Annotated in this window: 5 protein-coding genes and 1 pseudogene; 2 read left to right on the top strand and 4 right to left on the bottom strand. The window is 64.8% G+C overall.

Going from position 1 to position 5,683, the window contains the following annotated elements; translation table 11 throughout:
* Positions 1 to 36 precede the first annotated feature (36 nt).
* Positions 37 to 1,089 carry an ABC transporter permease gene (locus BIU82_RS09950; RefSeq protein WP_070349317.1) on the bottom strand — a complete coding sequence of 351 codons (1,053 nt, stop codon included), beginning with the start codon at positions 1,087 to 1,089 and terminating at the stop codon, positions 37 to 39.
* Positions 1,090 to 1,160: 71 nt separating this feature from the next.
* Positions 1,161 to 2,156, bottom strand: a complete 996-nt coding sequence (locus tag BIU82_RS09955) for a substrate-binding domain-containing protein (RefSeq protein WP_070349318.1) — start codon at positions 2,154 to 2,156, stop codon at positions 1,161 to 1,163.
* Between the two features lie 280 nt (positions 2,157 to 2,436).
* Between BIU82_RS09955 and BIU82_RS09960 the strand changes: the two genes are divergently transcribed.
* Positions 2,437 to 3,177, top strand: a complete 741-nt coding sequence (locus BIU82_RS09960; RefSeq protein WP_070349319.1) for a GntR family transcriptional regulator — start codon at positions 2,437 to 2,439, stop codon at positions 3,175 to 3,177.
* 51 nt (positions 3,178 to 3,228) lie between these two features.
* Positions 3,229 to 4,122 carry a 5-deoxy-glucuronate isomerase gene (gene iolB / locus BIU82_RS09965; protein WP_070349320.1) on the top strand — a complete coding sequence of 298 codons (894 nt, stop codon included), beginning with the start codon at positions 3,229 to 3,231 and terminating at the stop codon, positions 4,120 to 4,122.
* Positions 4,123 to 4,160: 38 nt separating this feature from the next.
* Here iolB and BIU82_RS09970 read toward each other — a convergent pair whose 3' ends face one another.
* Together BIU82_RS09970 and BIU82_RS09975 are read right to left on the bottom strand one after the other, a co-directional pair.
* Positions 4,161 to 5,282, bottom strand: a complete 1,122-nt coding sequence (locus tag BIU82_RS09970) for a hypothetical protein (RefSeq protein WP_070349321.1) — start codon at positions 5,280 to 5,282, stop codon at positions 4,161 to 4,163.
* Between the two features lie 169 nt (positions 5,283 to 5,451).
* Positions 5,452 to 5,683: pseudogene (locus BIU82_RS09975) on the bottom strand (sugar phosphate isomerase/epimerase); the annotation flags it as partial.

The raw sequence follows: 5,683 nt of genomic DNA on the forward strand, positions 1-5,683 counted from the left end.
GCCTTCGCGGGGATGTTCTCGGTCATGGCGGCCCTCCTACTTGCTCGCGTCCGCGCGGCGTTTGACGATGAGGTTGACGATCGTGGCCAGCAGGAGCATGAGGCCCAGGAAGAACTTGAACCAGTCCGGGTTCCACTGCGCGTACACGATGCCCTTGTTGGCCATGCCGAAGATGAACGCGCCGATCGCGCCGCCCACCGCCGAGCCGTAGCCGCCGGTGAGCAGGCAGCCGCCGATCACCGCGGCGATGATGTACAGGAACTCGTTGCCCACGCCCTCGCCGGACTGCACGGCGTCGAAAGCGAACAGGTTGTGCATGCCGAGRACCCAGCCGCAGAAGCCGACGGCCATGAAGAGGCCGATCTTGGTCTTCGTGACCGGAACACCGACGGCGGTAGCGGCGTTGTCGTCGCCGCCGACGGCGAAGATCCAGTTGCCCACCTTCGTGCGCAGCAGGATCCAGGACGCGATGGCCACCAACAGGATCCAGTAGAAGACCGTGATCTTGACTTCGACGCCGCCGATCACGACCCCGGAGGCAAAGACCGCGCGGGCCGATTCAAAGCCGTCCAGCCTGGCGATCGACGGCGAGGAGACGCTCCCGCCGACAAGCCGGGTCAATGCCAGGTTCAGGCCGGTCAGCATCAGGAAGGTGGCAAGGGTGACGATGAAGCTGGGCAGCTTGGTCTTGATCAGGATCCAGCCGTTAATGAAGCCGATGCCCAGCGACACGATCAGCGCGAGGAGCACGCCCACCCAGGCGTTCATGGAGAAGTACCAGGCAAACAGGGASGCGGTCAGGGCCGAGGAGATCACCGCAACGCCGGTGGAGAGATCGAACTCGCCGCCGATCATCAGCAGCGAGACCCCCACGGCCATGATGCCGATGGTGGATGAGCCGTAGAGCACGGTGGCGAGGGCGTTGGGTTGAGTGAAAGTGCTGGAAACCGAGGCGAAGAAGATGAACAGCACCACGGCCCCGACGAGTGCGCCCACTTCGGGCCTGCCCATCAGTTTCTGGAGCGGATTGCGCTTGGCGACGCGCTCATCCGGCGCGGTTGCCTGCGGCGTACTAACGATTGATGACATCTGGAGATACTCCTTGGTCCGCGGGTGCCGCCTGGGCTTGTCCGGCCCGGGCGGCACCCGTTTCGGGGCTCTTAGCGAATGCCTTCTTTGGCGAACTTCAGGACATCCGCGGCGTTGGACTTGTCCACRATGGCCGGACCGGTCAGTACCGCCTGGCCGCCGCCCACCTTGAATCCGCCCCGCTTGGCCTGCCACAGGGAGTCCACGGAAAGGTAGCCCTGCAGGTACGGCTGCTGGTCAACGGTGAACACCACGTTGCCGTCCACGATCTGCTGGGCGAGTTCGGCATTGAGGTCGAAGCTGGCCACCTTGGCGGAGCTGCCGGCGTCCTTCACCGACTTCTGCAAAGTGAGGGAGAACGGGGCACCCAGGCCGATGATGACATCGGCGTCCTTGGTGGCCTGCAGCTTGGCCGTCGCGGTGGACTGCACACCGGTCATGTCCTTGCCGTCAACGTAGAGGATTTCCGTGCCCGGCACCTTGGCCTTCACGCCTGCGCAACGGGCTTCGAGGCCCACATGGCCCTGCTCCTGGATCACGCAGATCGGGTGCTTGAAGCCCTCGGCAGCCAGCTTGGTGCCGGCGGCTTCGCCGGCGATTTTCTCGTCGGAACCGAAGTAGGTGAAGGCACCCAAGGCGGCGGACGCTTCCATGCCGCCGTTGAAGCTGACCACGGGGATTCCCGCGTCCGTCGCCTTCTTGACCACGTCCTTCAGCGCTTCGGGCTTTGCAAGGGTGACGGCGATGCCATCCACCTTCTGGTCGATCGCCTGCTGCACCAACTGTGCCTGGCGGCCGGCGTCGGGATCGCTGGTGTACAGCAGTTCGACATTGTCCTTCTTGGCCGCTTCCTCGGCGCCCTTGCGGACAATGTCCCAGAAGGTATCACCGGCCACGGCGTGCGTGATCATGGCCACCTTGATCTTCGGCGTATCAGCCACCTGGCCGCCGGCGCCACCACCAGTGTCCGCCGGCTTGCCACCCTGGGCGGAGCATGCAGTTACAGCCAGAAGCGGAACAAGGACAACGGCGGCCGCTGCCCGGCGCCAGGAAAACTTCTTCTTCATGCGAATCTCCTTCGATCCACGCCCACGTGCCTCCGCGGGGGTGCTGCTTATGATCATGAGTGACGGACGCCACATCAGTCAATAGTTTGTCTTGACATATTTACGTCACGATAAATAATGGAAGCCGAAGAGGGSCGTTTGTCAGCGGTTACTGACAACTTTGGCAAGCAACTGAACTCGCGTGCCACGCTGTGCTGCCGCGGAATCCGGGCCTACACTAGGCAAGGCATTTGTCCATGCAATAGGACATGTGCAACCCGCCAACAAGGGAGAAGTAGAGATGTCACAGCTCCTGAACATCCCCATTGACCGATCGTCACCCGTGCCCCTCTACCACCAAGTGGTCCAGGGAATCGAAGGAATGATCCGCTCAGGCACCTTGGAGCCCGGCTCCCGGCTGGARAACGAGATCGAACTCGCCAACCGGCTCAACCTTTCGCGCCCCACCATGCGCAAGGCSATGGACGAACTCGTGCGGGCCGGACTCCTCGTCCGCAAGCGCGGTGTCGGTACCCAGGTRGTSGCCAGCCAGGTCCGGCGGCCCCTTGAGCTCTCCAGCCTCAACGATGACCTGCTGCGCACCGGGCAGAAGCCCAGCACGAAAGTCCTATCCTTCAGCCACGGCCCCGCCCCGGAAAAGCAGCGTGAAACGCTGCAGCTTCCCGCCGCCGTCGGCGTCTACCACTTCACCCGGCTTCGCAGCGTCGGCAACAAGCCGCTCGCCCTCATGGAGAACTGGGTGCGCGACGACGTCGCCCAGCTGAGCGAAGAAGCGCTCAGCGAGCGCGGCATGTACGAGCTCCTCCGCRCCGCCGGCGTCAACTTCCGGCTTGCACAGCAAAGGATCGGAGCCGCCGTCGCGGACGAATACCAAGCCGGCTTGCTCGGCTGCGAACCTGGCGCGGCACTCGTGACCATGGAGCGCACCGCGGTGGACGACACCGGCCGGAACATCGAAACCGGGCACCACGTGTACCGGGCCGATTCCTACAGCTTTGAAATGACGCTGGTCCAGCGCTGAGGCGCGGGGCCGGCACCCGTTACCGGTACCCGGACGAAAGGACACTCCCCCATGACCGAGTGGGTCTACCCCTACGGAAAAGCAGCCGACGGAGCCTGGCAGGTATCCCTGGGCGCGCACGACAGCAGCCTCCARGTGGACGGCTGGGCCCACACGGGGCTCAAGGTCGCCACCTTGGATCCTAGTGCGGCCGTCACGCTGGAAGCCGYAGGGGAAGAACGGATCTTCGTRCCCTTGGAGGGGTCCTTTACCGTCACCGTTGATGGAGAGCAGTACGCACTGCGGGGGCGCCGGAGCGTTTTCMACGGCACCACGGACGTCCTCTACACGGGCATCGGCAAGGCCGCCACGGTGAGCAGTGCGGACGGCGGKCGGATCGCCGTCGCACTCGCTCCCGCCAAGGCCGAATACCCWACACGGCTGGTCCGCGCCGAAGACATCCCGCTGGAACTGCGCGGCGCCGGCAACTGCTCCCGGCAGGTGCACAACTTCGGGACACCGGCCGCCCTGGAAGCAGACCGGTTCATCGTGTGCGAAGTCATCACCCCTGCCGGCAACTGGTCCTCCTATCCGCCGCACAAGCACGACGAGGAGAAGGACGGCGAGACCAGCCTCGAGGAGATCTACTACTTCGAAACCCGGCTCGCCGAAGGATCCCCCGCCCCCGCCGGCACCGATCCCCTRGGATACGCCCGGGTCTACGCTTCTGATGAGCGACCCATCGACGTCAATGCCGAAGTCCGCACCGGCGACGTCGTCCTGGTTCCCTACGGCTGGCACGGCCCCGCCATGGCCGCCCCCGGCTACGACCTCTACTACCTCAACGTGATGGCCGGCCCGGGCCGGGTCCGTGACTGGCTGATCAGCGACGACCCGCACCATGGATGGGTCCGGACCACGTGGGAAGGGCTCGACGTCGACCCCCGCCTGCCGTTCACGGCGTAGCCTTTGCGTTTTGACCCGCCTAAGCGTGGGTTGCCCGCCTAAATTTGGGCCGGCAACCCACGCTTCGGCCGGTAGGAGTTCTGAGGTACCCGGGGGACGCCGGCACGCAGGAGCTTGGTGGCGAGCCTCCCGGGCTGCATGAGCTCATCCCACTCCCAGCGCACCACGCCGTAGCCCAGGGCACGGATGCGGTCTTCGCGTGCTTTCTCCTCGGCGACGACCTGCTCAATGGATTTTCCGCTGAGTTCCCGCGCCCGGGTGTATTTGATGCGGCCGTCGAACTCGCCCACCAGCTTCCGCTGCCGCCAGTAGAAGTCCGTGCGCGCCACCTCCCCGAACTGGCCCATGACGCGGAACTGCAGCTCCGGGACCTCAAAACCCAGCTCTGCAATCACGGCCCGGCTGAGTGATTCGCCCACGGACTCGGAGCGGCTGTCCGCAAAGGCGAGCGCCGCGGACATGCGTTCACGTTGGGCAATTTTCGGCAGCGAGGAGCACAGGCCTGCCAGATGCTCCACGCTTCGCATGTATGCTGCGGCGGGTTTGTGGTGCACAGACGCTTGGTACGCGGGCTCGTGAGCCATGGACTCCTTCGGCAGGAGCTGATCCAGGACCACCACCGCGTCGCGGAACGGCAGGCGGTGGATCGTATCGCTGAGGAGCCCGTCGAGTTCCTGAACCCGGAGGCGCAGCCCAAGGCGGTCCGACACCACTGACCATCTCCCCGCGCTTGTGCCCAGGCGTTTGGCGTCGCGGAAGCCCGTGGGAAGCATTGAAAGGTCCGGAGCCAGCTGTTTTCCAAGCTTCTCCACGGCGTCCCTGTTGCCATAGAGGCGCGGCGGTGCGGCACGTCCGAGCTGGTCACGGTGGCTGGTCAGGTATTCCACGGCCTGCGGAAGGCCGGCGAGCTTCACTCCCCACAGCAGCAGCCCCGTCTCCCGGCAGAAAACAGGAGATTCGCCACGGATGGCGAGCGACGCCGTCGTCAGCGCATAACGCTCCCAGCCGTTGACGGACAGCCACTGTTCGGCAGGGAGGTAGACGCCATGCCGGATCCGGACAAGCCTGCCACGTTTGTATCCATGGTGCAGTTCCCACGCCGTGGCGTCCGCACGGCTGCCGGAAGGTGAGCTATGGAAGGTGGCCTGGGGAAATTCCATGCTCCCACTGAAGCGCCCCGGGCACCTGCCGGCACCATTCCCCTGCTTCTATGTGGAAAACACAGCCTTAAACGTGGTTTGCCCGCCCAAATTTGAGCGGGCAAACCACGTTTCGGCTGGTGAAAACGCCGGGCTGGTGAAAGTGGCGAGCAAAGGGCGGCGCCGGGGCTCAGCCTGCCTGCGCCACGTACTTTTCCATCGTCTCCAACTGGAAGCGGGCCACGTCCGCGGCGCTCTCGTCTTCCGCGAAGACCGAGGAGCACATCACGGTGTCCGGGGAGTCCAGGAAGCCGATCTCCTTGAGGCCGCCGAAGAACTCGTCCCAGTTGACCTCGCCGTCGCCGATCTTCAAGTGCTGGTGAACGCGCACCGCGTTGCCCGGCGGGTTGGTGATGTAGCGC

Source organism: Arthrobacter sp. SW1 (assembly GCF_001766675.1).
Classification (GTDB): domain Bacteria; phylum Actinomycetota; class Actinomycetes; order Actinomycetales; family Micrococcaceae; genus Arthrobacter.